The following is a 25,978-nucleotide window of genomic DNA, read 5'->3' as shown; positions in this document are numbered from 1 at the left end:
GGCCGGACACCGACCGCAACCAGAGTGAAATCGTGCTCGCAAACCGCCAGCCCTCAGGATCATGCCCGCCGCGCCACTGGCGCGGGCTGCTGTCTGTGCTGATCGCGGTTGTCTACCTGCTCGCGGGAGCGCTGCATGGCCTGCACGACATCGACGTCACCACGCCCGGTGGCGGCTCGGAGATCAGCGCCGTCCTTGACGGCCCGGGAGATCACAACGACCACAAGGCCATCGGCGGTCATCATTGCCATGGCTGCTTCTCGGTGACGGTGGCGCAGCCGGCGCCACCGGCCGCATCGATCGGGCTCGTGTCCGCATCGCGCCCGCAACGCGCACCCCGGCTCGCCGGCATTATTCCCGATACCGACTCCCCGCCTCCCAAACAGATGGCCTGAACGGATTGGTCGGGCGCTCCGCGCCCATGAGGTTCATCCTTCACAGGTCGGTTTCATGTTTTACAGGGGAATGGCCGCGCGCCTGGCGTGCGCGGCAGCGTGTCTGATTGTCGGATTGGCGCTTGCGCCGTCTCACGCCCAGACTCTGACGATGCGGAGCGCGCTCTCGCGCGCGCTGGCCACGAGCCCGCGGCTGACCGCGGCGGAGCGCGATGTCGGAATCGCCACGGGCCAGCGCATCCAGGCAGGTGCGCTTCTCAATCCGGAACTGACCTACGAACAGGACAATTCGTTCGGGTCCGGCATCTATCGCGGCACGCGATCGGCCGAGACCACGCTGCAGATCAGCCAGGCCTTCGAGCTGTTCGGCAAGCGCGACGCGCGGATCGCCGCGGGTGTCGCCGGCATCGAGGTCGCCGCGATTCAGCGCAAGGCCGTCAGGCTGGAGGTGCTGTCGGAGACCGCGATCGCCTTCCTCAGCGTGCTCGGCGCACAGCGGCGCATCCAGATCCTCGACGAGCAGATCACCGCCATTGACCGGCTGACGCCGCTTTTGCGCCGACGCGTCGAGGCCGGCGCCTCCTCGCCGGCCGAGACCGGCCGTGCGGAAGTGGCATCCGCCCTGGTGAAGGCCGACCGCGAGCGCTTCAAGGCGACGCTGGCCAGCGCCCGGCGCGAGCTTGCGGTCCTGATGGGCGACGCGGCACCGAAATTCGGCGAGGTCTCCGGACGGCTCGACACCATGGGACGGCCGCCGACATTCCAGTCGGTCGTCGCCGCGATCGATGCCAATCCGCAGCTGGTGCGCTGGACCGCGATCTATGCCCAGCGCAACGCCGAGCTGTTGCTGGCGCGGCTGCGGCCCTATCCTGACGTGCGGATCGCCGCCGGCTGGCGCCATTTCAACGAGACCAATGACGACGCGGCGCGCCTCACCGTCTCGGTGCCGATCCCCGTGTTCGACCAGAACCAGGGCAATATCCTCTCGGCGCAGGAAAGCCTTGCCAAGACCAAGGCCGAGCGCGAGGCCAACCGCAACACGCTGATTGTGGTCGCGGGCCGCGCCTACGACTCGCTGCAGGGCTCGCTGCGCGAGCTCGCGGTGCTGCGCGAGAGCGCCATTCCCAAGGCTACCGAAGCGTCGGACGCCATCGCGCAAGGCTACGGCCAGGGCCGCTTCAGCCTGCTCGAAGTGCTCGATGCGCAGGCCAGCGTCACCCAGGCGCGGCTGCGCGAGCAGGAGGCGCTGCAGAATTTCCACGCGGGGGTGGCGACCATCGAAGGCCTCGTCGGCAATCCCTTCACGCTGGCGCGGGAGAGCGCACGATGAAGACGTCCTCCACCATCCTCGTCGCATTGTTTGCCGCCGCACTTGGCGCTTACTGCTATTCCCTGCTGGCCCCAACAAGGGTCGAGCATGCCGAACACGCCGCGGACAAGAGGCCGGAGAAGCCGAACGACCATGTCGAACAGGACGAGCACGGCGCCGACCGGATCCGCATCTCCGACGTCAAGCTTGCAGCCGCAGGCGTGACGCTGGCGGAAGCCGCGAGCGTCACGCTGACCGACACGCTCGCCTTCAACGGCATCCTGCGCGCCAACCAGGAAGCCGTGGTGCAGGTGACGCCGCGTTTTCCCGGCGTCGCCAAATCGATCCAGAAGCGCATCGGCGACAAGGTCGGCAAGGACGATCTGCTCGCCGCGATCGAGAGCAACCAGAGCCTCACCGTCTACGAGCTCAAGGCGCCGATTGCCGGCACCATCATCGAGCGGCAGATCTCGCTCGGCGAATACGCCTCCGAGCAGAAGCCGGCCTTCGTGGTCGCCGATCTCTCCACCATCTGGGTCGACCTGTCGATCTACCGCCAGGACCTGCGGCGTGTCCGGCTCAGCGACGAGGTGCTGATCGATCCCGACGACGGCCGCGGCGAGATCAAGGGCACCATCTCCTACATGGCCCCGATCGGCTCGAGCGAGACCCAGACCGCGCTGGCGCGCGTGGTGCTGGCAAATCCGGACGGACGCTTGCGTCCCGGCCTGTTCGTCACGGCACGGCTGATCCTCGCCGCACGCAACGTCGCGGTCGCCGTGCGCCGAAGCGCGATCCAGACCCTGGAGAACCGGACCATCGTGTTCGTCCGCGAGGATGGCGACAAGATCGAGGCGCGTCCGGTGGAGCTTGGCGATTCCGATCCCCGCCATGTCGAGATCAAGGCCGGTCTATCGGCCGGCGAGCATTACGTCGCGGAAAACAGCTTCGCCGTGAAAGCGGAGATGGGCAAGGGCGAGGCCGAACATGATTGAGCGTCTCATCGCGGTCTCGCTGCAGCAGCGCTGGCTGGTCCTGCTGTTCGCGCTCGCGGCCGGCGGCTTCGGCGCCTGGAACTTCACCCGCCTGCCGATCGACGCGGTCCCCGACGTCACCAACGTGCAGGTCCAGATCAACACCCGTGCCCCGGGCCTCTCGCCGCTCGAATCCGAGCAGCGCATCACCTTCCCGATCGAGACCGTGATGGGCGGGCTGCCCAAGCTCGAATACACCCGGTCGATCTCACGCTATGGCCTGAGTCAGGTCACCGTCGTATTCCAGGACGGCACCGACATCTACTTCGCGCGGCAGCTCGTCAACGAGCGTATCCAGCAGGCGAAGGACCAGCTTCCGGCCGGAACCGAGGTCGCGATGGGCCCGATCTCGACCGGCCTTGGCGAGATCTATGTCTACTCCGTCGAAGCCAAGGCCGGCGCGAAGTCACAGACCGGTGCCGAGTTCACGCCGACGGAGCTGCGCACCATCCAGGACTGGATCATCAAGCCGCAACTGCGCACCATTCCCGGCGTGATCGAGGTCAACTCGATCGGCGGTTATGAGCGGCAGTTCCACGTGCTGCCGATCCCCGGCCGGCTGATGGCCTACAAACTCGGCTTTCGCGACATCATGACGGCGCTGGCCGCCAATAACGCCAACGTCGGTGCCGGCTATATCGAGCGCAACGGCGAGCAATATCTCGTCCGCGCCCCGGGCCAAGTCGCCAATATCGCGGAGATCCGCGACATCGTGATCGGTTCGCGCGGCGGCGTCCCGGTGCGTATCCGCGACGTCGCCGACGTCCAGGAAGGCCAGGACCTGCGTTCGGGCGCAGCAACCGCAAACGGCAGCGAAACCGTGCTCGGCACCGCCATGCTGCTGATCGGCGAGAACAGCCGCACGGTGGCCCAGCGCGTGAAGGCCCGGCTCACGGAGATCGCGAAATCGCTCCCTGACGGCGTGATCGCGCGCGCCGTCTATGACCGCACGCATCTGGTGGAAGCCACCATCCAGACCGTCGAGAAGAATCTCGTCGAGGGCGCGGCGCTGGTGATCGCTGTGCTTTTCCTGATCCTCGGCAACATCCGCGCCGCGCTGATCACCGCCTGTGTCATTCCCCTTTCCATGCTGTTCACGATCACAGGCATGGTCGAGAGCAAGGTCAGCGCGAATCTGATGAGCCTCGGCGCGATCGACTTCGGCATCATCGTCGACGGCGCGGTCATCATCGTGGAGAACTGTCTGCGGTTGCTCGCTGCCGAGCAGCACAGGCGCGGCCGGCTGCTGTCGCTCGAGGAGAGGATGGAGACAATCCGCGCCGGCAGCAGCGAGGTCATCAAGCCGAGCCTGTTCGGCACGCTGATCATCGCCGTGGTCTACCTGCCGGTCCTGACCCTGACGGGGACCGAGGGCAAGATGTTCACGCCGATGGCGCTGACCGTGCTGATGGCCCTCGCCGGCGCGGCCCTGTTGTCGATCACCTTCGTCCCGGCCGCGGTTGCGATCTTCGTCACCGGCAAGGTCTCGGAGAAGGAGAACATCTTCATGAGAGCGGCCAAGCGGTTCTATGTGCCGCTGCTCGACCGCGCCATCCGCTACCGCGGCATGGTCGCGTTTGGCGCCATGCTGATCGTTGCCGGCAGCGTCTTCGCCGCGACGCGCATGGGAGGCGAATTCATCCCGAGCCTCGACGAAGGCGACATTACCATCGAAACCATCCGGATTCCCGGCACCAGCCTGACCCAGAGCGTCGGCATGCAGCTGCGGCTGGAAATGGCGATCAAGCAGGTACCGGAGGTCGCGACCATCTTCTCCAAGATCGGTACCGCCGAGATCGCCAACGATCCGATGCCGCCGAATATGACCGACACCTATGTCACGCTCAAGCCACGCGACGAATGGCCCGACCCGGACAAGCCCAAGGACGAGGTGATCGCCGAGCTCGAACGCACCGCCAACACCCTGCCCGGCACGGCCTATGGCATGACCCAGCCGATCCAGATGCGCTTCAACGAGCTCATTGCCGGCATCCGCAGCGACGTCGGCGTGAAGATCTTCGGCGACGATCTCGACGTGCTTGCCGGCATCGCCCAGCAGGTCAACGGCGTCGTCCACGCCATCGAGGGCGCGGCCGACGTCAAGACCGAGCAGATTGCGGGCCTGCCGATCCTCACCGTCAGGCTCGACCGCCAGGCGCTGTCACGCTACGGCCTCAGCCTCAGCGAGGTGCAGAACGTGGTCGAGATCGCGATCGGCGGCAAGCCGGTCGGAAAGCTGTTCGAGGGCGATCGCCGCTTCGACATCGTGGTGCGGCTGCCGGAAAGCCTGCGTGCCGACCCTGACACGATCAAGTCGCTGCCGATCCCGCTGCCGCCGGGCGAGGATGTACCGGCCGTCACCAAAACCGCATGGCCGGGCGGAAACGCGGCGTTGCGCTACGTCCCGCTGTCCTCCGTCGCGGCGATCGAGATCGCACCGGGACCCAACCAGATCAGCCGCGAGAACGGCAAGCGTCGCGTGGTGGTTATGGCCAACGTTCGCGGGCGCGATCTGCGCTCCTTTGTCGCCGAGGCCCAGAACGCCGTCGCGGAGAAGGTCAAGCTGCCACCGGGATACTGGATCGGCTGGGGCGGACAGTTCGAGCAACTGGTGTCCGCCACCAAGCGGCTGACGCTCGTGGTGCCGGTGGCGCTGCTGCTGGTGTTCCTGCTGCTGTTCATGGGCATGGGATCGGCGGCGGACGCGGCCCTCGTGTTCTCCGGCGTGCCGCTGGCGCTGACCGGCGGCGTCATGGCGCTGCTGCTGCGCGGCATCCCGCTGTCCATCAGCGCCGGCGTCGGCTTCATCGCGCTGTCGGGCGTCGCCGTCCTCAATGGGCTCGTCATCATCGCCTTCATCGAGCGGCTGCGCAGCGAGGGCCACCCCGTTGCCGACGCGGTGCGCGAGGGCGCGCTGACACGCCTGCGTCCGGTGCTGATGACGGCGCTGGTCGCGTCCCTCGGCTTCGTGCCGATGGCCCTTGCCACCGGGGCCGGCGCTGAGGTGCAGCGGCCGCTCGCGACCGTGGTGATCGGCGGCATCATCTCCTCAACCGTGCTGACGCTGCTGGTGCTGCCGGCGCTCTACGTGCTGTTCCGCCGTGACGGGGCTGCCGAAACGCCTACAATGGCGCCTGATTTGGCAGCGTCCAGGGAGCGCTAGAGGTGGGCAGCCACGACCATCACGGCCATCATCACGACGATCATAGCCACGGCCATGATCACGATCATGGTGGCCACGCCCATGCCCATGCGCCCGCCAGCTTCGGCGCGGCGTTCGCGATCGGCATCACGCTCAATACCGCGCTGGTCCTGGCCGAGGCCGTCTACGGCTATATCGGCAACTCCACCGCCCTGCTTGCGGACGCCGGCCATAACCTTAGCGACGTGCTCGGCCTGGTCGTGGCCTGGTGCGCGTCGATCGCGGCGCGGCGCGCGCCCAGCGGCCGCTTCACCTATGGCCTGCGCGCCTCCACCATCCTGGCGGCGCTGGCGAACGCGGTGTTCCTGCTGGTCGCGACCGGTGCGATAGGCTGGGAAGCGTATTTGCGCCTGCGTGAACCGGAGCCCGTCGCTGGCATCACCGTAATGGTGGTCGCCGGCATCGGCATCCTCATCAACGGTTTTACGGCCATGCTGTTCGCGCGCGGGCGCAAGGACGACATCAACATCGAAGGCGCCTATCTGCACATGGCGGCCGACGCCGCGGTCTCGCTCGGCGTCGTGGTCTCGGCGGCGCTGATCATCTGGACCGGCTGGCTCTGGCTCGATCCCGTCACCAGCCTCGTCATCTGCGCCACCATTCTCTGGAGCACCACCAGCCTGCTCCGCGGCTCCATCGACATGTCGATGGCGGCCGCGCCCAGGGGCACCGACATTGCCGCAATCAAGATCCTACTGCTGGAGCGGCCCGGCGTCACTGCGATCCACGATCTCCACGTCTGGCCGATCTCGACCACTGAGACGGCGCTGACTTGCCATCTCGTCATGCCCACCGGCGCCGGCGATGCATTCCTGATGGAGACGGCGCAGATGCTGAAGCGCTCCCACCGCATCGGTCACACCACCCTTCAGGTCGAGACCCATCCGGACAACGGCTGCGCGCTGGCGCCGGATGACGTGGTGTGAGGGCATTCTGTTTCCACACCCGTCATTGCGAGCGCAGCGAAGCAATCCAGACTGCCTCCGCGGCCACAGTCTGGATTGCTTCGTCGCAAGAGCTCCTCGCAATGACGGTGCGAAGAGGAGGCGCGCCTACGCCACCTTCGCCGTCACGATCCAGATCGCGCCCTGCAACGCCACCGACTGTCCTTTGAGAAACGGCGCCAGCATCTCGCGGATCGAGGCTTTTGCCGCGGCATACGTCTCGGGCGGATGGCCTTGCAGCGCGCGGCTGGCGGGGCCGATCTGGAGCGAGCCCTCGACCGCGGCATCGAGCCCGCCGCCGATCGCGACATCCATCGCGAGATTGTGCGGTTCCATCGCGACGTCGACGAAGCCCGCGCCTTTCAGGATGCGCGTCACGCGCTCTTCGGAGGCAAAGGCGAACGGGCCCGGCTCGTCCGGCCCGACCGGCGGCATCTTGGGCACGTGTTTGTAGACCGCCATCAGCGGCGCCATCATCCAGGGATTTTCCTTCGGCTCGCGCCAGCAGGCAAACGCCAGCCGCCCCGTCGGCTTCAATGCGCGGCGGAGGTTGGTGAAAGACACGATCGGGTCAGCGAAGAACATCACGCCGAACCGCGAGGCCAGCAGGTCAAAACCGGCCGGCTCGAACCGATGCACCGTCGCATCCGCCAGCACGAAATCGAGCGGCAGGCCCTTTGGCGCAAACGCGCGCGCCTGCGACAGCATCGGCTCGGAGACGTCGAGCCCGAGCGCGAAGCCATCAGGCGCGACAACCTTCGCGAACGCGAACGTCGTCGCGCCGGAGCCGCAGCCGACGTCGAGGACGCGCTCCCCCGGCTTCGGCTTGGCGCGGTCGATCAGCACATCGGCAATGGGTCCGAGCAGGCTCTCCTGCGCCGCATGGCGATCGGCCCAGCGCTGCCCGCTGGGACCGTTCCAGTAGGCGATCTGATCGGCGTTGGATTCGTGTTCGCCAGGCTGTTCCATATGACCTCTTTCGCTATAGCAACGATTGTGTGCTTTCGCCGATCCGTTACTTCAAACCGAAGGCGGCCGGACCATCGTGCCTGCCGGGCCTCCAAGCGCTAGGAATTCGGCCAGGGCAGATGGGCCTTGAGTTTCTCGCCGAGCAACTCCTCGCCGCATGAGCTCAGGTGGTCGGGATCGCTGAAGGTCAGACAATCGCCGGTCAGCAGAAAATATTGATCGACCTTGAGCACGTCGGTGAACGGCAGATATTTGAAGGTCTGCGGCCCCTCGGCGACTTCCTTGGCAATCTCGGCGTCCAACGCCTTGAAAAGGTGGAGCGACACGGGGTTCATCCTGAACGCGTCCCTGGCGATCGACGGCGGATCGCGGAAATTAACCCGCGCTTCGACAAAAGGACCGAGCCACACGATCTTCGCCAGCGGCGCGATCGTCCTGAGATAGCTGATCGTGAAAGCGACCTTCTCGAAGTTGATGAGGTATCCGGTCTTCCACTCGAACAGATGGTGGTTTTCCGAGTCGCCATTCAAGTCGGTCAGAAGATGGGCTCCGGACACGTTGAAAACGATGCCGCGCACCGAAGCGCCGTTGCGCTCCAGGAAGCCCTTGAGCTTGGAATATGGGCAAGCGTCGCTATCGTTCCACGCCCGGCAGCCTTCGTTGACGAGGCCGGCGACGAACTCGCCGGGCTTGGCCTTGGCCACCGCGTTGTAGACGTTCTCGCCATGGGAGTCGCCGACAACCATGGTGGCCGGTCCATGCTTTTCGGCACAGGATTTGAACCGCGCTTCGAATGCCTCGTCCGGACGGGAGGACCAGAATTGGCAGCCACGGTCGACAAGTCGGGCCTTGAGGTCGCGCAACCCGTACTGCTTGATCAGCGCATAGGCTCGCTGGGTTGCCATGTCATTGCGGGCGAGATAACTGCTTTCGAGACCGCCGGTGAAGATGCCGACCAGACCGAGCGCAGCCAGTCCGGCTGACGCGACCCCGCACCAGGCGAACACCTCATTCCGCGTGAACCGCTTGCGATCACGCGCCGGGCGTTCGACCAGCACATAGGTCAGGTAGGCCAGTAGCAGTGCAACCGCCGAGAGGCCGATAAAGACCGGGATATTGGCTTCGTAGATCGCGCCGAGCCTCGCAAACGCGAACAGGGGCTGATGCCAGAGATAGGCGCTGTAGCTGATCAGGCCGACACCGACCAGACCGCGCGTGGCAACGATCCGGCCCGACGCCGTATCGGGTCGCAGGAATACGATGGCCAGCGCGGTGCCGAGCGTCGGTGGCAGCGTGTAGACGCCGGGATAGGGAATGTTGTGGTAGGTGAAAATCGGGATCGCGATCAATGCAAGACCGAGCAGCGCAAGCGCCTCCGCGAGCGGACGTGGCAAGCGCCGCGCCTCGGCCTCGATGCGGCACAGCGGCAGCAGCGCACCGATTAAGAGCTCCCAATATCTTGCCGGCAGAAGGTAGAAGGTCGCGCCCGTCGCGTGGCGCGATCCCCAAACAGCGAGCGCGAAGCTGAGCACGGCGGTTGCAACGAACAACGCGATGGCGCGGCGTCGACCAAGCTTGAGCAACCAGAACAGCGCGATCGGAAAGATCAGATAGAACTGCTCCTCGACTGCCAGGCTCCAGGTATGAACGAGCGGCTTGAGCTCCGTTGGCCCGTCGAAATATCCGCTCTGCGACCAGAAGAAAACGTTCGAAACGAAGCCGCAGACCGAGAGCAGGCTCTTGGCGAACTCGTCGAGATCGTGCGGGCTCAGCCAATAGATGGCGAACGGGATGCAGGCCAAGGAGACCAGGAACAAGGGCGGCAGAATGCGCCGGGCGCGCCGCTCGTAGAATCCGACGAAGCTGAAGCCGCCGTTTTCATACTCGTCGAGAATGATCGACGTGATCAGGTAGCCGCTGATCACGAAGAAGACGTCGACCCCGACGAAGCCGCCCGAAAATCCGGGAATGCCGGCGTGATACAGAATCACCGGCAGGACGGCAATGGCTCGCAGGCCATCGATCTCCGGTCGGTAAGGCAGCTTGGACGGCATGTGGCCGGCGTCGGATCCAGATGATGATGCTTGGTGGGGCAGCCGCTCTACGCCTCCCGATTCAGGCCGATATGCCCGACGCGGAGACCGGCCGCAAGGACAAGATGCCGTCCAAATCGGGCTGATTGTCGGCCGGCGGACCGAACGCCGCGCTGTTCTGCCCGGCCTTCGCTCTCCTCCACGGATTCGAACGCGGACCTCTCGGTGTAAACGATCGCCCGCGCCGCTGGCCCCTTGGAAGGCAACGATTTCCGCTCAACTTTCCGAAAGCAGCCGAAGCGGAACCGGAACGAAACGGGACCTGCGATTGGTTTGCCGGTGAGGGAGAGTGCGACAGACCGTTCAACCTAAATGAGTTCGCATGCCCGCCGCACCCGTCGCCACTCTGACAAACCGCACCTGATGACACGGCACATCTATCCGGCGCTCTACCTCGACAGCCGCGATCTGCGCCGCGCGCCGCTGCTCGAGGCCGTCCTGAAGCGGCGATCGCCACAAAGCAGATCGCGTATAGCGAGCACTTTGACATCGACGGCACCGAACTCTACCGGCGCGTCTGCGCCGGCGGCCTCACGCATGTGAGCGATGCAACGGCGACCGTCGACAGGCTGGTCCGCATTCGCGATCGCGATGGCCTGTGCGCTGCGATCACCAAGGTCCTGGTCGCCTCCCGTGTTCGTCCACGGCAGACGCGGACGAGCCCGTTTCTCACAACGCAGGGCACGGCGCGCGACAGCAGCCCTCCGGGTGAAGAACGACGGTGTGGCTATCCCGAAATACGGGGCACGGTTGACACAACCAAGGGCGCTGTTTTAACTCGCGGCAAGCGGGGGGAAAACCATTTGAAATCCGAAAGATCAGTTGGAATCGATTGCCTCCGTGCAATCGCCATCATTTGGGTCCTGCTTTATCATTTTGTCCCGTTGCAGGTCTTCAACCGCGGCACTTTCGGCGTCCTGCTGTTCTTCATCATCAGTGGCTATTGCATCGCGTTCAGCGTCGAGACGTCGCAAACGGCCTGGCACTTCTACGCAAAGCGGCTCGGGCGCCTGGTGCCAGGCCTGGTCGTCTGCGGATTGCTGACGACGCTGTTCAAATATTTCGCACCTGACCTCGTCGAGGCCGGACGCGGAATGAACTGGCTGTCTTATTTCTACATGCCATTCGGGCTTGCCACGCTTAATGTTTTCCAGAAAAACTACGTGCTGCCGGACGGCGCCTATTGGTCGCTGGTGGTGGAGTTTCAATTTTACGTCTTCTGCTTCCTGATGATGGCGCTGGGCCTGCGGCAGCGCTTGATCGCGCTGCTCTGCGCGTTCGTCGTCTTTCGCACCGTCACCACCAGCACGGACTACTACACCACCAACGATTTTTTCCCTTTCTTCATTGCCGGGATGAGCGTGGCGGCGCTCATCAGAGGGCGCACGGGCGAAGGCATCGCGGGGATCGTGGTAGCGTTTTCGGTTGAGCTCTATCATCTGAAATTCCACGTCAAACAGCCGTCGGTTCCGATCGAGATGTATCGATCGCTACTGCTGTGGACGGGCACGGCGCTGGTCTATGTCACCGCGCGGTACGACTTTCTTCTGCCGCGCGCCTTCCGAGCGTTCGCTTTCATCGGCGTCATCAGCTATCCGCTCTACCTGATCCATCAGGACGTCGGGATGATGATCCTGCAATGGGCGCATGTGGGCAGTGAGTCCACGACCGACCTGCTCATTCGAGCTTTCGTCCTGCCGACCTTCCTCGCCTGTATCGCTTGGTTGGTCTACGTCCTTGTCGAGAAGCCAACGATCAAGCCGCTGACAGCCTTTCTGGCCAATCCGCTCGACTGGTTCCGTCGATGGCAGACGGAGGGGGTTCGCTATCAGACCACCGATCGCAGTGCAGAGGTCTCTCGCCAGAATTCGCCGGTCCGGTAGTTCCAGCCGAAGGCGACTGGATGCCGGCGCCTGCCGCACCACCGAGCCACCCTTTGGGGCAATGATGCTCAGAGGCTGGCTCGCCGAGCCGAAGCTCGCGAAGCGAGCAAAGGCTGGTGGGCGGTGAGAGATTCGAACTCCCGACCCTCTCGGTGTAAACGAGATGCTCTAACCAGCTGAGCTAACCGCCCCTCGCCCGCTTCTTTATCCCCACCTGCCCCGAACGGGCAAGCGCGGAACGCCAATTCCTGGTCCTCAATCCTGTGGCCGGCCCGGCAGCAGTGGCACCGCGTCGATCCACACCGCCGCCGACTGGCACCAGATCTGCCTGACGGGCCGCAATTTGTCGCGCTGGCGGATGCTGCCCCAGCGGATGCCCCAATCGTCCTCCTGGTCGCCCTCGCCGCTGGTGAACAGCGGGGAACCGCACTCGGCGCAGAAGTGCTGGAAGCGCATCCGACCGTTGTCGCCGCGCTTGCCGTAGATCCTGGGCGTTCCGCTGGTCAGCTTAACGTCGGCCTTGGTGCAGATCGCCGTCACCCGGAACGGCGATCCCGTTAGGGTCTGGCAGTCCCGGCAGTGGCAGACCGACACCGTCTCGGGATCGATCTCGGCTTCAAAGGTGATCGCGCCGCAATGGCATTGCCCGTCGATGTGCATTGTCGTCATCCACTGCCCAAAAACAAAATGCCCCCACAACAAAAACGGCGCCCGAAGGCGCCGTTTTATCATCTTTTCGAGCTGCGATCTCAGTGAGCGGTCAGGCCACCGGCGGCTTCGTCGCCGTCCGGCTTCACCGTCACCTTGGTGTCCTCTTCCCAGACGATCGGCACCGGCTTCTTGACCAGCGCCTTGGCGACGACGTCGTCGAGGCGGGAGACCGGGATGATCTCCATGCCGCCCTTGATCGCATCGGAAATCTCCGTGAGATCCTTGGCGTTGTCCTCGGGGATCAGCACCGTCTTGATGCCGCCGCGGGCAGCAGCCAGCAGCTTCTCCTTCAGGCCGCCGATCGGCAGCACGCGGCCGCGCAGCGTGATCTCGCCGGTCATCGCGACATCGTGGCGGACCGGGATGCCGGTCATCACCGAGATGATCGCGGTGGCCATCGCAACGCCCGCCGACGGACCGTCCTTCGGCGTCGCGCCTTCCGGCACGTGCACGTGGATGTCGCGCCGGTCGAACAGCGGCGGCTCGATGCCGTAGACGATCGCCCGCGAGCGGACGTAGGACGCCGCCGCCGAGATCGACTCCTTCATCACGTCGCGCAGATTGCCTGTGACCGTCATCTTGCCCTTGCCGGGCATCATGACGCCTTCGATCGTCAGCAACTCGCCGCCGACATCGGTCCAGGCAAGGCCGGTGACGATGCCGACCTGCGGCTCGCTCTCGATCTCGCCGTAGCGGTACTTCGGCACGCCGAGCAGCTCTTCCAGAGTCTTCTCGGTGACCTTGACCGACTTCTTCTTGGAGATCATCAGCTCCTTCACCGCCTTGCGGGCGAGTGTGGAGAGCTCACGCTCCAAATTGCGCACGCCCGCTTCGCGGGTATAGCGGCGGATCAGAAGCAGCAGCGCGTCGTCGTCGATCGAGAACTCCTTGGAGTCCAGGCCGTGCTTGGACACCGCATTCGGGATCAGGTGCTTGCGCGCGATCTCGACCTTCTCGTTCTCGGTGTAGCCCGCGATCCGGATGATCTCCATGCGGTCCATCAGGGGGCCGGGAATATTGAGCGTATTCGCGGTCGTGATGAACATCACGTTGGAGAGATCGTAGTCGACCTCGAGATAGTGGTCGTTGAAGGTCGCGTTCTGCTCGGGGTCGAGAACCTCGAGCAAAGCCGAGGACGGATCGCCGCGGAAATCGGCGCCCATCTTGTCGATCTCGTCCAGCAGGAACAGCGGATTGGACGACTTCGCCTTCCGCATCGACTGGATGATCTTGCCGGGCATCGAGCCGATATAGGTGCGGCGGTGACCTCGGATCTCGGCCTCGTCACGCACGCCGCCGAGCGACACGCGCACGAACTCACGGCCGGTCGCCTTCGCGATCGACTTGCCGAGCGAGGTCTTGCCGACACCGGGAGGGCCGACGAGGCACAGGATCGGGCCGGTCAGCTTGTTGGCGCGCGACTGCACGGCGAGATACTCGACGATGCGGTCCTTGACCTTCTCCAGCCCGTAGTGATCGGCATCCAGAACCGCCTGCGCGGCCTCCAGATCCTTCTTCACCTTGGACTTCTTGTTCCACGGGATCGACAGCAGCCAATCCAGATAGTTGCGCACGACGGTCGCTTCCGCGGACATCGGCGACATCTGGCGCAGCTTCTTCAATTCATGCTGCGCCTTCTCGCGCGCTTCCTTGGAGAGCTTGGTCTTGGAGATCTTCTCTTCGAGATCGGCGAGTTCGTCGCGACCGTCGTCGTCGCCGAGCTCCTTCTGGATCGCCTTCATCTGCTCGTTGAGATAGTACTCGCGCTGGGTCTTCTCCATCTGGCGCTTGACGCGCGAGCGGATGCGCTTCTCGACCTGAAGCACCGAGATCTCGCTCTCCATCAGGCCCAGCACCTTCTCCAGGCGCTGCGTGACCGACAGCGTCTCCAGGATGCCCTGGCGATCCGCGATCTTGACGGCGAGATGCGAGGCGACGGTGTCGGCGAGCTTGGCGAAATCGGTGATCGCCTGCACGACGCCGACGACCTCGGCCGAGATCTTCTTGTTGAGCTTCACGTAGCTCTCGAAGTCGGACACGACCGAGCGCGCCATGGCCTCGGCCTCGACCGACTTCGCATCGGTGTCGGCGAGCGCAATCGCAGTCGCTTCGTAATAGTCGGCGCGATCGGTGTACTTCTGCACGCGCGCACGCTCGAGCCCTTCGACCAGCACCTTCACGGTGCCGTCGGGAAGCTTCAAGAGCTGGAGCACGCTGGCAAGCGTACCGGTCTCGTAAATGGAATCGGGTGCCGGATCATCGTCGGACGCGTTCTTCTGGGTCGCGAGCATGATCAGCGCGTCGTTCTTCATCACCTCTTCGAGCGCGCGGATCGACTTCTCGCGGCCGACGAAGAGCGGAACGATCATGTGCGGGAAGACGACGATGTCGCGCAGGGGCAACACGGGATAGGCGTGCGTTTCGCCATGGACGATGGTTGGCCTGGGTTTTGGATTGGTCATGGCCTTTTCCTTTTGCTTTGCCCCCTTGCACGCAGCCCGCCATGCTCATGCGCAACCGCCACAAGGTGCCGAGGTGATCCACAAAACCGGTCGGTCCTTTTGAGATTGGACCGGCCTGCCGGATCGGAACTGAGGCGAATCTTAAAGAGAATTTTTGCTCGCCGCCGACATTAGGTGGCTATCGACCCGGGGGGTGTCAAGTCATTGAAGACGCGCGCCATCAGGCGCTTACGCACGCAAATAAGCGACGCAACACCGGCTGCGGAGATACTTTCCGCAGCCCTTGCTTGAGGAGACGATTGGAGCGTTCCAGCGCCGCAAATCAGGCGCTGGCGTTCTCGACGGCGCGATCGGACCGATCGGCGTAAATGTAGAGCGGACGCGCCGTTCCTTCCACGACTTCGCGGGAAATCACGACTTCTTCCACACCTTCGAGGCCCGGCAGGTCGAACATGGTCTCGAGCAGGATCGCCTCGAGGATCGAGCGCAGTCCGCGCGCACCTGTCTTGCGCTCGATCGCCCTGCGGGCAACCGCGCCAAGCGCCTCGTCGGCGAAGGTCAGCTCGATGTTCTCCATCTCGAACAGCCGCTGGTACTGCTTCACCAGAGCGTTCTTCGGCTCGACCAGGATCTTCTTGAGCGAAGCCTCGTCCAGATCCTCCAGCGTCGCAACGACGGGCAGACGGCCGACGAATTCCGGGATCAGGCCGTACTTCAGAAGATCCTCCGGCTCGACGTGACGGAAGATTTCGCCGGTGCGGCGGTCTTCCGGCGCGAGCACCTGGGCGGCGAAACCGATCGAGGTCGAACGTCCGCGTGCCGAAATGATCTTCTCAAGGCCCGAGAACGCACCACCGCAGATGAACAGGATGTTGGTGGTGTCCACCTGCAGGAATTCCTGCTGCGGATGCTTGCGGCCGCCCTGCGGCGGGACCGAAGCCACCGTGCCTTCCATGATCTTGAGCAGTGCCTGCTGCACGCCCTCACCCGACACGTCGCGCGTGATCGAAGGATTGTCGGACTTGCGGCTGATCTTGTCGATTTCGTCGATATAGACGATGCCGCGCTGGGCACGCTCGACATTGTAGTCGGCGGCCTGGAGCAGCTTCAGGATGATGTTCTCGACGTCCTCGCCGACGTAGCCGGCTTCCGTCAGCGTCGTCGCATCCGCCATCGTGAACGGCACGTCCAGGATGCGGGCGAGCGTCTGCGCGAGCAGCGTCTTGCCCGAGCCAGTCGGACCGATCAGCAGGATGTTCGACTTCGCAAGCTCGACGTCGTTGTGCTTGGTCTGGTGGTTGAGGCGCTTGTAGTGATTGTGCACCGCGACCGAGAGGACCTTCTTCGCATGGTTCTGGCCGATCACGTAATCGTCCAGCACCTTGCAGATTTCCTTCGGCGTCGGAATCCCGTCGCGCGACTTCACCAGCGAGGATTTGTTCTCCTCGCGAATGATGTCCATGCAGAGCTCGACGCACTCGTCGCAAATGAAGACCGTGGGACCCGCGATCAGTTTGCGAACTTCGTGCTGGCTCTTGCCGCAGAACGAGCAATACAGCGTGTTCTTGGAGTCGCTCGTGCCGACCTTACTCATTCATGTCTCCGTCCGCGGTTCGATCCCGTCCGCTCGATCGCCCTATTCCGGCACGACAGCCGGTACAGTCCTTCAAATAGAGCAAATTCCGTACCAAAAAAGACCCTACGCGTTACATGCCGTGCGAATCACGGTCACTCGATTCCCCGCGATCATAGCCGATCAGTCGTAGCGAACCATGCTGTCACCCGACTATCAAGAATTCGCTAATCGGGGGTCGCCGGCTACCCGTGACAATACCGTGATTTCCGGTCTTGGCACGGGCGAAGTGATCGAAATCACCCCGGCGTTGCTGGATTGCCACGAAAAACAAGCACGAAGCGGAACTTTCTGCCTGTCGCAGGGCGCAAAACTGCGTTTTGCGACGCGCGCACGTGTCCTTAACGTGAACGTTCCCTAATGGCGCCGGCGAGCCCGCAGGGTTCGCCGCCGCAGTAGTGCTACGGGGTCTTCGGCGCCGCGGTTTCCTCGGCGCGCTTGTCGATGACCCTGTCGACCAGGCCGAACTCCTTGGCGTCGCTCGCGGTCAGGAACTTGTCGCGTTCCAGCGCGTCCTCGATCGCCTTGTAGGTCTGACCGGTGTGCTTCACGTAGATCTCGTTCAGCCGCTTCTTCAGGTTCAGGATTTCCTGGGCGTGCAGCATGATGTCGGTGGCCTGGCCCTGGAAGCCGCCGGAGGGCTGATGCACCATGATGCGAGCGTTCGGCAGCGAGAAGCGCATGTCCTTCTCGCCGGCGCAGAGCAGCAGCGAGCCCATCGAGGCGGCCTGGCCCGTGCACAGCGTCGAGACCGGCGGGCGAATGAACTGCATGGTGTCGTAGATCGCGAGGCCCGACGTCACCACGCCGCCCGGCGAGTTGATGTACATCGAGATTTCCTTCTTCGGATTTTCCGCCTCAAGGAACAACAGCTGCGCGACAATCAGCGTCGACATGCCGTCCTCGACCGGCCCGGTCAGGAAGATGATGCGCTCTTTCAGAAGGCGCGAGAAAATGTCGTAGGCGCGCTCGCCACGGTTGGTCTGCTCGACCACCATGGGCACGAGGTTCATGTAGGTTTCAACCGGATCGCGCATGAGTCACCTAGGGTTTTGAAGAGGCGGACATCGCCAGGCCCGGCTGCCAGTCGGGGCTGGATCTGCCGGAGGGCCGATGGACGTCCCGTGATGCAGGAACTTGATACGAACTTGGTAGAAGCGGAAGGCGTAGCGACAGATATAGCCCAATTCGCGCCTGACAAGTGCGGAGCGAATTAAGGCTTAATCCGTGAGGCAGTTGAAGCTGATTCGTACAAAGAGGCCCAGCCGGCCACCTGGCTAGCTCGACCTCTTTGCTGATCATCCTTAATGCAAGGCTATCCTAAAGGCTCTTCTGGAGCCCTCAGGCGGCGGTCTTTTCCGCCTCGTCGTCCTTGTAGAGATCGTCACGCGAAACCTTCTTTTCGGTCACGTTGGCGAGCTCGAGGATGAAGTCGACGACCTTGTCCTCATAGATCGGTGCACGAAGCTGGGCCAACGCTTGGGCGTTGCTGCGGTAATAGTCCCAGACCTCCTTCTCGCGGCCCGGCATCGAGCGCGCCCGCTCGATCACGGCGCGGCCGACCTCGTCGTCGGTCACGGAGATCTTGTTCTTCTCGCCGATCTCGGAAAGCACGAGGCCGAGCCGCACGCGGCGATCGGCGATCTTGCGGTACTCTTCCTTGGCGGCCTCTTCAGTGGTGTCCTCGTCGGCGAAGGTCTTGCCGGCGGAGTCCATCTCGGCCTTCACCGAGTTCCACATCAGATTGAACTCCTCGTCGACCAGCGAGGGCGGAGCCTCGAAGCGATGGGCCTCGTCGAGGCGGTCGAGCAGCGCGCGCTTGACGCGCTGGCGCGTCGCGGTCGCGAACTCGGCGACCAGCCGTTCGCGCGCCGCTTCCTTCAGCTTGTCCAGCGATTCGAGGCCGAGGGTCTTGGCGAACTCGTCGTCGATCGCGAGATCCTGCGGCGCCTCAATCAGCGTCGCGGTGGTCTCGAATTCGGCCGGCTGGCCAGCGAGCTTGTCGTTCATGTAGTTCTTGGGGAACGCCACCTTTAGCGTGCGGGTCTCGTCGGTGGCGATGCCGGTGAGCTGCTCTTCGAAGCCGGGGATGAAGGTGTTGGATCCGATCACGACCTGGATGCCCTCGCCGGCGCCGCCCTCGAAGGCCTCGCCGTTGATGGTGCCCTTGAAGGCGACGGTGACGCGATCACCCGACTCGGCCTTGGCGCCCTCGCCCTTCGCGGCATAGCCGCGGTTCGAATCGGCGATGCGCTTGATCGCCTCGTCGACGTCGGCGTCGGTGACTTCGGCGACGGGCTTCTCGACCTCGAAGGTCTTGAAGTCGGCGAGCGCGATCGACGGCACCACCTCGATCGCAACCGTGTAGGTCAGATCGGTTTTGCCATTGAGCAGCTCCTCGACCTCGGCCTGCTCGGTCGGCATGGTGATCTTCGGTTCGGTCGCCAGGCGGAAGCCGCGCTCGGAGAACAGCTGCGTGTTGGTGTCGCGGATGGTCTGGTCGATGGTCTCGGCCATCACCGAGCGGCCATAAACCTTCTTGAGGTGCGTGACCGGCACCTTGCCGGGACGGAAGCCGTTGATGCGGACCTTGTCCTTGAGATCGACGAGCTTGGCACCGGCCTTGGCGTCGAGATCAGACGCGGGAACGCTGATCTTGAACTCGCGCTTCAAACCTTCCGAGAGGGTTTCTGTGACCTGCATGGTGTCCAATCTTCTTCTCGTTCGGTCCCGGCGCGCATGCGTCGGGACGCTGTCATTAATCGATCCGGCGCGAGGCGAACGCCTCAACGCCGGTGGTTCATCGGACCGGCTTCCGGCGGACAAACATCCGCGCGGGAGCAGATCGCGTAATCCGTGCAAACGCTGGAAGCGCTTGGTGCGGGCGGAGGGACTCGAACCCCCACAACTTTCGTCACTGGAACCTAAATCCAGCGCGTCTACCAGTTCCGCCACGCCCGCGTAAATTTGCATCAAGACCGGCCGCGATGCCGCGGGCGGCGGGCTTATAGCATGTGCCCGCCTGTTCGCAGCAAAAAAATGGCCCGATCGAGGCAGGCTTCACCTAGGCACGACGGCTGGACTTATCCAGCACGGCGTGGTCCGGATCGGCCATGAAAACGCGGATCTTCGACCCGACGAGGCGCGAGGTTTTGGCCGGACTTGGAACCGGACTTGGCGCCTCTGTGGCCGGGCTGATGGCGGGCGGCGCAGTCCCGGCCGTGACCGCCCAGCTCGCGCTTCAGGCAAGGCCGGCGACGCTGGCTCTGAGGCGGGATCAGGCGCCTACACCCATCTGGGAGCTGGCCGCCGTCAGCCACCTCGGGGATGTCCGTCTCAAACGTGGCGACCGCTGCGAGGTGGTCTTCCGCAACGACCTGCCTGTGCCGCTTGCACCAGTCTGGTACGGCCTTGGCGGCCCGGCCGCGGCCGACCCGCTTCGAGGACGCGCCCCAACGGCCCCGGACGCGACGGAAACATCAGTTATTTCAGTGCTAAACGCGGGAACCCTGTTGGCCAACTTCCGGCTGTCCGAGGACGGCCTGAAGCAGCCCGCGCGCCCGCTTCCGATCATTGCCGCCGAGACAAACCCGGTCGCCGCCGATCGCGACGTGGTTCTCTTGATCGAGGAATGGCGGCTACGGCCAGATGGAACCGCACTTCCCCCGGGCCGGGACCCGACGGACACATCCCCGCTCTATACAATCAACGGAACGACTTCATTCGAACTCTCAGCTGCGGCGAATGAGCGGCTGCGGCTGCGCTTTATCAACGGCTCGCAACGTTCTGTTCTGGCGATCAAATTGGAAAGTCACGAAGTCCAGGTGCTGGCCCTGGACGGACAGCCGGCCGAGCCGTTCCCGGCTCGCAACGGCGCGCTGGTGCTGGCTCCCGGCGCACGCGCCGACGCCTTCGTGGATGCGGCCACATCGGCCCCATTCCTGCTGCATGACGGCAAGGAGGCGCGCCAGGTCGGCCGCCTGACGGTCTCCGGCAAGCTTGACCGGCGCGTGCCGCTGTTGCCGCCGCAGCCGCTCCCTCCAAATGACCTGCCCGACCGCCTCGATCTGAGAGGCGCCCTGCGATTCGATGTCACGCTCGGGGCAGCCGACGTCGGGTGGGTACGGCCCGCAAATTTCTCGACGTCCTCCGCCCCTACCTTTCGCACCAAGGCCGGCCGCACCGTCGTGCTGGCTCTCAAGAACCCCGCCCCCGTCGCCACCGTCTTCCATCTCCATGGCCACCCGTTCCGCCTGCTCGACAAGCTCGACGACGGCTGGAAGCCCTATTGGCTCGACACGCTCGCGATCGAACCCGGCCAGACCCAGCGCATCGCATTCGCTGCGGCCTCCCCCGGGCGGTGGCTGATCGAATCCGTCGCAACCGACTGGGCCGCACCGCGGCTGGTGCGCTGGTACGCGGTGGAGTGAGCGCTCAGTATTCCACCCCCAGCGCACCATAGATCCGCCGATGCACGGCCGGCAGCGTCTCGGTGAGATCCTCCGCGATCAGGCCGGGGCCCGCCTCGCTCCCCGCTTCGCCATGCATCCAGACGGCGATGCTGGCGGCTTCGAATGCCGGCACGCCTTGCGCCAGCAGGCCTGCGATGATGCCGGTGAGAACGTCGCCGGCGCCCGCGGTGGCGAGCCAGGGTGGTGCGTTGGCGGCGATGGTGGCCCGGCCGTCGGGCGCGGCAATCGTGGTGTCCGCGCCCTTCAGCAGCACGACCGCGCCGGAGCGCTCGGCGGCAGCGCGCACGCGCTCGATCTTCGAGCGGCCCGGATATTTATTGCTGAGGTCGGAGAACAGCCGTGGGAACTCGCCCTCGTGCGGCGTCAGCACCACCGCCTTGTCCTGCGACGTCTTGATCGATTCGAACAGGCGCTCGGGATTGGCGGCAAAGCTCGTCAGCGCATCCGCGTCGAGCACCAGATGCCGCTGGGCGGTAAGCGCCGTGTGGACGAGATCGCAGGTGCGCTCGCCGACACCCGCGCCGGGGCCGATGATGCAGGTGTTGTAACGCTTGTCGCCGAGCAGCTCGCCGAACTCGATGGCGGTATCGACGGGGCGAACCATGACCGCGGTGAGCGCAGCCGCATTGATCGCGAGCGCATCACGCGGCGTGGCCAGAGTCACCAGGCCCGCACCTGCCCGCAGCGCCCCGCGCGCGGCGAGCCGCGCGGCACCGGTCGCCGCCGCATCGCCCGAGACCGCCAGCACATGGCCGCGCGCGTATTTGTGGCCGTCGATGCGCGGCACCGGAAAGGCCGCGCCCCAGAAGTCCGGATCGTTTTCGAATATTTGCGGCGCGATCTCGTCCAGCACCTGCGCGTCGATACCGATGTCGGCGACACGCACGTGGCCGCAATGCATCCGCCCCGGCAGCAGCAGATGCGCCGGCTTCTTCCGGAAGAAGGTAAGGGTCTCGGTGGCGTTCACCGCCACGCCCAGCACGGCTGCGCTGGTGCCGTTGATGCCGCTCGGCAGGTCGACCGCGAGCACCGGCGCACCGTTGGCGTTGATCGCCTCGATCATCGCACGCGCCTCGCCCTCGGCGGGACGGCTGAGGCCCGCGCCGAACAGCGCATCGATGATCAGCGCCGGTCGCCCGATCGCCTGCGGGTTGAACGGGAGCACCGGGTGCTTCCAGCCCCGCGCGGCCGAGGCCGCATCGCCCTGGAGCTGGTCCCGCTCGCACATCAGGATCACCGAGACCTCGCGGCCTTGCGCGGCGAGCTCGGCGGCTGCGACAAAACCGTCCCCGCCGTTGTTGCCCGGGCCGGCCACGATCAGGATCGGCCCCTCCTCCACCAGCGCGTGGGCGGCCTCGGCGACCGCCTGACCGGCGCTGAGCATCAGCTTGAAGCCGGGGGTGCCTGCCGCAATGCTGAGCTGGTCGGCGCGCTGCATTTCGGCGTTGGTCAGAACTTCCATGCCACTTCCCTGTCCAAAAGCCGTTTCAAGAGGCACGTTCCGCACCAGGCCATCCAACGGAATGCCGATCTGCACAGATATTGAACCGTTTGCCTATTTCGTAGTCTGCGGTATTTTGTGCGGGTCGGCGCCACCTATCAGAGCTGCACGTTAAAAGGCTGATAACGCTCCAATAATCAGGGCATTTACAACTTGGCATAGACCCTGCTTTCGCGGAAGTCGCTTCGGTTCGTCGTGCTCACTGGCATTTATCAGGGTGTGGCCGGCCGTTGTTGCCGGACTGGTCAGGGATCCCGGCATAGCGAAGACAAGATCGTGCGTTAAGAAAAGCGCATCCTGACGAAGACGTTGCTATTTGTTCGAAAGGCCGGGAGGCGCGCAGTGAAGAAAATCGAAGCCATCATCAAGCCATTCAAGCTCGACGAGGTGAAGGAAGCGCTTCAGGAAGTCGGCCTTCAGGGCATCACCGTCACTGAAGCCAAGGGCTTCGGCCGGCAGAAGGGTCACGCCGAGCTGTACCGCGGCGCTGAATACATCGTCGACTTCCTGCCCAAGGTGAAGATCGAGATCGTGATCGGCGACGATCTGGTCGAGCGCGCCATCGACGCAATCCGCCGCGCCGCGCAAACCGGGCGCATCGGCGACGGCAAGATCTTCGTCTCCAATATCGAAGAGGCGATCCGCATCCGAACCGGCGAATCCGGGCTGGACGCTATCTGAGCCGGGTGCTATCCCGCATTTTGCGACATTCTGACAAGAAATAGGCTGCTTCGGCGGCCTCATTTTGTTTGTGCCTCGCGCGCCTCAAGAAGCGTGAACACGGTCGCTTGAAGCTTGGAAACCGACCCGCAGAGCCATAAGGGGTATGCATGAAGACCGCCAAAGACGTCCTGAAATCGATCAAGGACAACGACGTCAAATACGTCGACCTGCGCTTCACCGATCCGCGCGGCAAGTGGCAGCACGTCACCTTCGACATCAGCATGATCGATGAGGACATTTTCGCCGAAGGGACGATGTTTGACGGCTCCTCGATCGCCGGCTGGAAGGCGATCAACGAGTCCGACATGTGCCTGATGCCCGATCCGGTGACCGCGACGATCGATCCGTTCTTCGCCGAGACCACCATGGTCATCACCTGCGACGTGCTCGAGCCGACCACCGGCGAGCCCTACAACCGCGATCCCCGCGGCATCGCCAAGAAGGCCGAGGCGATGGTCAAGTCGATGGGCGTTGGCGACACCGTGTTCGTCGGCCCCGAAGCCGAGTTCTTCGTGTTCGACGACGTGCGCTTCTCCGCCAACCCCTACAGCACCGGCTTCCGCCTCGACTCTTCCGAGCTGCCGACCAACTCCGACACCGAATATGAAGGCGGCAATCTCGGCCATCGTGTCCGTACCAAGGGCGGCTACTTCCCGGTGCCGCCGCAGGACTCCGTGCAGGACATGCGCTCGGAGATGCTCGGCGCCATGGCCAAGATGGGCGTGAAGGTCGAGAAGCACCATCACGAGGTCGCTTCCGCCCAGCACGAGCTCGGCATGAAGTTCGACACGCTGACCTTGATGGCCGACCACATGCAGATCTACAAATACTGCATCCACCAGGTCGCGCACATCTACGGCAAGACCGCCACCTTCATGCCGAAGCCGGTCTTCGGCGACAACGGCTCGGGCATGCACGTGCACCAGTCGATCTGGAAGGACGGCAAGCCGGTGTTCGCCGGCAACAAATACGCCGACCTGTCGGAGACCTGCCTCCACTACATCGGCGGCATCATCAAGCACGCCAAGGCGATCAACGCCTTCACCAACCCGTCGACCAACTCCTACAAGCGTCTGGTCCCGGGCTATGAGGCTCCCGTGCTGCTCGCCTATTCCGCCCGCAACCGCTCGGCGTCCTGCCGCATCCCCTACACCGCTTCGCCGAAGGCGAAGCGCGTCGAGGTGCGCTTCCCCGATCCGCTCGCCAATCCCTATCTCGGCTTCGCCGCGATGCTGATGGCGGGCCTCGACGGCATCAAGAACAAGATCGATCCGGGTCCGGCGATGGACAAGGACCTCTACGATCTGCCGAAGGAAGAGCTGAAGCAGATCCCGACGGTGTGCGGCAGCTTGCGCGAGGCGCTGGAAAACCTCGACAAGGATCGCGGCTTCCTGAAGAACGGCGGCGTGTTCGACGACGACTTCATCGACGCTTATATCGAGCTGAAGATGACCGAAGTCGCCCGCTTCGAAATGACCCCGCACCCGGTCGAGTTCGAGATGTACTATTCGGGCTAAGCCGCCGGAACGACTACGACGCACGAAAGGCGCCCCTCGGGGCGCCTTTTTTTGTGGTCCTCGAGTTTTGTTCTGCGTCTGACTCCACTTCGTTCTCAAAGAACGAATCGGAATCGAGAAAACTGGCACGCATCAATTCTTGATATCTGGTTTATTGCGCCCGAGATCGCGAGCGCTGTTGGTAATCGCAGGATGCGTTCAGCGCCGCGAAATCCATCCTGGAGACTAGTTCTCGTGCCTGTTTGCGAAAATCGCCAATCCTCCGCCGCCGGTCGCAACGATCGAGAGCCTTATCGGCCTCGGCGCAACCCCGCAGCTACGCCGCCGCGCGCTGCTTCGCCACCATGGCCTGACCGAACGCCTCGAACAGTTTTCGGTTGATCGGATTGTGCTGCGGGTCGTATTCGGCGTGCCATTGCACCCCGAGCGCAAAAGCCCTGGCTTCCGCGATGCGGATTGCCTCGATGGTGCCGTCCTCGGCAATGCCCTCGATCAGCACGCGCTTGCCGGGATCGAGGATGCCCTGGCCGTGCAGCGAATTGACCCTGATCTTGTCACAGCCGAGCAATTCTGCGAACGCGCCGCCCGGCGTCAGATCGACGTCGTGGCGATCGGCGAACACCACTGTCGGATCGGGATGGATCTCACCGTTCTCGAGCCTCGGCATGCGATGGTTCATGCGGCCCGGGATCTCGCGGATCTCGGGATGCAGCGAGCCGCCGAAGGCGACATTCATCTCCTGGAGCCCCCGGCAGATGCCGAACAGCGGGATACCGCGGGCAACGCAGGCGACCGAAAGCGCCAGCGCCACCTCGTCGCGGTGGATGTCGTAGGGCTCGTGCGCCTCACACGGATCGACGTTGAAACGGGTCGGGTGGACGTTGGCCCGGGCGCCAGTCAGCACGATGCCGTCGACCGTATCGAGCAGCGCGCCGATATCGGTGATGTCAGGCGAGCCCGCGAACATCACCGGCAGGCCGCCTGAAACCTCGGCCACGGCGCGCAGATTACGCTCGCCGACCATCTGGACCTGAAATCGATTTTCAACGCGATGGGCATTCCCGATCACGCCGACGACCGGCTTTCTCATCTCCCGCTCAGACCTCCCCGCCGAAGAAGATTCTCCAAAC

General features: G+C 64.1%; 19 protein-coding genes and 2 tRNA genes. 10 read left to right on the top strand and 11 right to left on the bottom strand.

Features of this window, described 5'->3' with window-relative positions:
* Positions 1-32: 32 nt before the first annotated feature.
* From IVB48_RS03330 to IVB48_RS03310, 5 genes are read left to right on the top strand one after another with little or no spacing between them, the layout of a single operon-like run.
* Positions 33-395 (top strand): hypothetical protein, encoded by a 363-nt coding sequence (locus IVB48_RS03330; RefSeq protein WP_247397432.1) that lies wholly within the window; start codon positions 33-35, stop codon positions 393-395.
* A gap of 55 nt (positions 396-450) precedes the next feature.
* Positions 451-1,725, top strand: coding sequence for a divalent metal ion exporter subunit IhpA (ihpA, locus tag IVB48_RS03325; protein WP_247356266.1), 1,275 nt, complete (start codon positions 451-453; stop codon positions 1,723-1,725).
* Positions 1,722-2,699: a divalent metal ion exporter adaptor subunit IhpB gene (ihpB, locus tag IVB48_RS03320; protein WP_247397429.1), complete on the top strand. Its 978-nt coding sequence runs from the start codon at positions 1,722-1,724 to the stop codon at positions 2,697-2,699. The genes ihpA and ihpB overlap by 4 nt, the downstream gene beginning before the upstream one ends.
* Positions 2,692-5,901: a divalent metal ion exporter subunit IhpC gene (gene ihpC / locus IVB48_RS03315; RefSeq protein ID WP_247397426.1), complete on the top strand. Its 3,210-nt coding sequence runs from the start codon at positions 2,692-2,694 to the stop codon at positions 5,899-5,901. The genes ihpB and ihpC overlap by 8 nt, the downstream gene beginning before the upstream one ends.
* Positions 5,902-5,903: 2 nt before the next feature.
* On the top strand, positions 5,904-6,866 hold the full coding sequence (locus tag IVB48_RS03310) for a cation diffusion facilitator family transporter (RefSeq protein WP_247397423.1): 963 nt from the start codon (positions 5,904-5,906) through the stop codon (positions 6,864-6,866).
* A gap of 126 nt (positions 6,867-6,992) precedes the next feature.
* Here the strand turns inward: IVB48_RS03310 and IVB48_RS03305 are convergent, their stop codons facing one another.
* Positions 6,993-7,853: a methyltransferase domain-containing protein gene (locus IVB48_RS03305; protein ID WP_247397421.1), complete on the bottom strand. Its 861-nt coding sequence runs from the start codon at positions 7,851-7,853 to the stop codon at positions 6,993-6,995.
* A 98-nt stretch (positions 7,854-7,951) separates the two neighbouring features.
* A complete protein-coding gene (locus IVB48_RS03300; RefSeq protein ID WP_247397419.1) occupies positions 7,952-9,907 on the bottom strand; it encodes an acyltransferase family protein in 1,956 nt (651 codons plus the stop codon).
* A 578-nt stretch (positions 9,908-10,485) separates the two neighbouring features.
* On the opposite strand from IVB48_RS03300, the gene IVB48_RS03295 reads away from it, so the two are divergent.
* The gene (locus IVB48_RS03295) at positions 10,486-11,829 is read left to right on the top strand and encodes an acyltransferase (RefSeq protein WP_247397417.1); all 1,344 of its coding nucleotides are present in this window, start codon (positions 10,486-10,488) and stop codon (positions 11,827-11,829) included.
* A gap of 114 nt (positions 11,830-11,943) precedes the next feature.
* On the opposite strand, the gene IVB48_RS03290 is transcribed toward IVB48_RS03295, so the two are convergent.
* From IVB48_RS03290 to clpX, 4 genes are all read right to left on the bottom strand, one after another.
* Positions 11,944-12,020, bottom strand: a tRNA-Val gene (locus IVB48_RS03290).
* A gap of 64 nt (positions 12,021-12,084) precedes the next feature.
* Positions 12,085-12,489 (bottom strand): GFA family protein, encoded by a 405-nt coding sequence (locus IVB48_RS03285; protein ID WP_247397414.1) that lies wholly within the window; start codon positions 12,487-12,489, stop codon positions 12,085-12,087.
* Positions 12,490-12,578: 89 nt separating this feature from the next.
* Positions 12,579-15,002 (bottom strand): endopeptidase La, encoded by a 2,424-nt coding sequence (gene lon, locus IVB48_RS03280; protein WP_007603504.1) that lies wholly within the window; start codon positions 15,000-15,002, stop codon positions 12,579-12,581.
* Between the two features lie 322 nt (positions 15,003-15,324).
* Positions 15,325-16,596 (bottom strand): ATP-dependent Clp protease ATP-binding subunit ClpX, encoded by a 1,272-nt coding sequence (clpX, locus tag IVB48_RS03275; protein WP_007603503.1) that lies wholly within the window; start codon positions 16,594-16,596, stop codon positions 15,325-15,327.
* A gap of 178 nt (positions 16,597-16,774) precedes the next feature.
* Here clpX and IVB48_RS03270 point away from each other — a divergent pair, with 178 nt between their 5' ends.
* Positions 16,775-16,996 carry a hypothetical protein gene (locus tag IVB48_RS03270; RefSeq protein WP_247397411.1) on the top strand — a complete coding sequence of 74 codons (222 nt, stop codon included), beginning with the start codon at positions 16,775-16,777 and terminating at the stop codon, positions 16,994-16,996.
* Between the two features lie 40 nt (positions 16,997-17,036).
* Here IVB48_RS03270 and IVB48_RS03265 read toward each other — a convergent pair whose 3' ends face one another.
* The 3 genes from IVB48_RS03265 to IVB48_RS03255 form a co-directional block, all read right to left on the bottom strand.
* The gene (locus tag IVB48_RS03265) at positions 17,037-17,672 is read right to left on the bottom strand and encodes an ATP-dependent Clp protease proteolytic subunit (protein ID WP_007603501.1); all 636 of its coding nucleotides are present in this window, start codon (positions 17,670-17,672) and stop codon (positions 17,037-17,039) included.
* A 304-nt stretch (positions 17,673-17,976) separates the two neighbouring features.
* Positions 17,977-19,338 (bottom strand): trigger factor, encoded by a 1,362-nt coding sequence (gene tig, locus IVB48_RS03260; RefSeq protein WP_247397407.1) that lies wholly within the window; start codon positions 19,336-19,338, stop codon positions 17,977-17,979.
* Between the two features lie 173 nt (positions 19,339-19,511).
* Positions 19,512-19,596: transfer RNA gene (locus tag IVB48_RS03255), tRNA-Leu, on the bottom strand.
* A 152-nt stretch (positions 19,597-19,748) separates the two neighbouring features.
* On the opposite strand from IVB48_RS03255, the gene IVB48_RS03250 reads away from it, so the two are divergent.
* Complete coding sequence (locus IVB48_RS03250; RefSeq protein WP_247397404.1) at positions 19,749-21,065, top strand: multicopper oxidase domain-containing protein; 1,317 nt, start codon at positions 19,749-19,751, stop codon at positions 21,063-21,065.
* 4 nt (positions 21,066-21,069) lie between these two features.
* On the opposite strand, the gene IVB48_RS03245 is transcribed toward IVB48_RS03250, so the two are convergent.
* Positions 21,070-22,569: an NAD(P)H-hydrate dehydratase gene (locus IVB48_RS03245; protein WP_247397401.1), complete on the bottom strand. Its 1,500-nt coding sequence runs from the start codon at positions 22,567-22,569 to the stop codon at positions 21,070-21,072.
* A 381-nt stretch (positions 22,570-22,950) separates the two neighbouring features.
* Here IVB48_RS03245 and IVB48_RS03240 point away from each other — a divergent pair, with 381 nt between their 5' ends.
* Positions 22,951-23,289 carry a P-II family nitrogen regulator gene (locus tag IVB48_RS03240; RefSeq protein WP_007603495.1) on the top strand — a complete coding sequence of 113 codons (339 nt, stop codon included), beginning with the start codon at positions 22,951-22,953 and terminating at the stop codon, positions 23,287-23,289.
* A gap of 149 nt (positions 23,290-23,438) precedes the next feature.
* The gene (gene glnA / locus IVB48_RS03235) at positions 23,439-24,848 is read left to right on the top strand and encodes a type I glutamate--ammonia ligase (protein WP_007603494.1); all 1,410 of its coding nucleotides are present in this window, start codon (positions 23,439-23,441) and stop codon (positions 24,846-24,848) included.
* A 316-nt stretch (positions 24,849-25,164) separates the two neighbouring features.
* Here glnA and IVB48_RS03230 read toward each other — a convergent pair whose 3' ends face one another.
* Positions 25,165-25,938, bottom strand: a complete 774-nt coding sequence (locus IVB48_RS03230; RefSeq protein ID WP_027567222.1) for a gamma-glutamyl-gamma-aminobutyrate hydrolase family protein — start codon at positions 25,936-25,938, stop codon at positions 25,165-25,167.
* Positions 25,939-25,978 lie beyond the last annotated feature (40 nt).

Source organism: Bradyrhizobium sp. 76, assembly GCF_023073025.1.
Classification (GTDB): Bacteria; Pseudomonadota; Alphaproteobacteria; order Rhizobiales; family Xanthobacteraceae; genus Bradyrhizobium.
The sequence above is the reverse complement of the archived record's forward strand: the minus strand, read 5'-3'. Positions and strand labels throughout refer to the sequence as shown.